The organism is Streptomyces sp. NPDC048290 (genome assembly GCF_040652095.1).
GTDB lineage: Bacteria > Actinomycetota > Actinomycetes > Streptomycetales > Streptomycetaceae > Streptomyces.
The window spans coordinates 1-1,243 of sequence record NZ_JBEZLM010000067.1; the positions used below are offsets into that span (position 1 = coordinate 1).

General features: G+C 68.3%; 1 protein-coding gene. It reads left to right on the plus strand.

All coding sequences use genetic code 11. The annotated features are described in order from the left end of the window. Positions 1-87: 87 nt before the first annotated feature. A complete protein-coding gene (locus AB0D49_RS41740; RefSeq protein WP_362769518.1) occupies positions 88-1,209 on the plus strand; it encodes an IS630 family transposase in 1,122 nt (373 codons plus the stop codon). Positions 1,210-1,243: the final 34 nt, after the last annotated feature.

The following is a 1,243-nucleotide window of genomic DNA, read 5'->3' on the forward strand; positions in this document are numbered from 1 at the left end:
CTAGTGCTGTGACCGGATAGGTTCGCCGGGTTGGTGGTCATGGCGGTTGGATGTGGGGTGACGTCCGATCCGATCGCTGGAGGCGCGGTGGCTGAGCCTGTCCGTGTGCGCAGACTGACCGGCCAGGAAGGGCAGCGGCTGCAGCAGATCGTGCGCCGGGGCAGCACGAGTTCGGTGCGCTACCGGCGGGCGATGATGCTGCTGGCCTCGGCCGGCGGGAACCGGGTGCCGGTGATCGCCCGGCTGGTACAGGCCGATGAGGACACCGTCCGGGACGTGATCCACAAGTTCAACCAGATCGGTCTGGCCTGCCTGGACCCTCTCTGGGCGGGAGGCCGTCCCCGCCGACTCAGCGATGACGACGAGGAATTCGTCATCGCGACGGCCACCGCACGACCGGCCGGGCTCGGCCAGCCGTTCACCCGCTGGTCGCTGCGCAAGCTGGTCGCCTACCTGCGGAAAGTGCACGGCCGGGTGATCCGCATCGGCCGTGAGGCGTTACGTGTCCTGCTCGCCCGCCGCGGCGTCACCTTCCAGCGCACCAAGACGTGGAAGGAGTCCCCAGACCCCGAAATCGACACCAAGCTCGACCGCATCGAGGAGGTCCTGGACCGCTTCCCGGACCGGGTGTTCGCGTTCGACGAGTTCGGCCCCCTCGGGATCCGTCCCACCGCGGGCTCGGGCTGGGCCGGACAAGGACACCCTGACCGCCTGCCGGCCACCTACCACCGCACCCATGGAGTCCGGTACTTCCACGGCTGTTACTCGGTCGGCGACGACACGTTGTGGGGCGTCAACCGACGCAGGAAGGGCGCTGTGAACACGCTGGCCGCGCTGAAATCGATCCGCGCCGCCCGCCCGGACGGCGCACCGGTCTACGTGATCCTCGACAACCTGTCCGCCCACAAGGGCACCGACATCCGCCTCTGGGCGAAGAAACACAAGGTCGAGCTGTGCTTCACGCCGACCTACGCCTCGTGGGCGAACCCGATCGAGGCCCACTTCGGACCACTGCGGCAGTTCACCATCGCCAACTCGAACCACCCCAACCACACCGTGCAGACCCGGGCCCTGCACGCCTACCTGCGCTGGCGCAACGCCAACACCAGACACCGAGACGTCCTGGCCGCCGAACGCAAGGAACGCGCCCGCATACGAAGCGAGAAAGGCATCCGCTGGGGCGGACGCCCCCTCACCACCGCCGCCTGACCAACCCGGCGAACCTATCCGGTCACAGCACTAG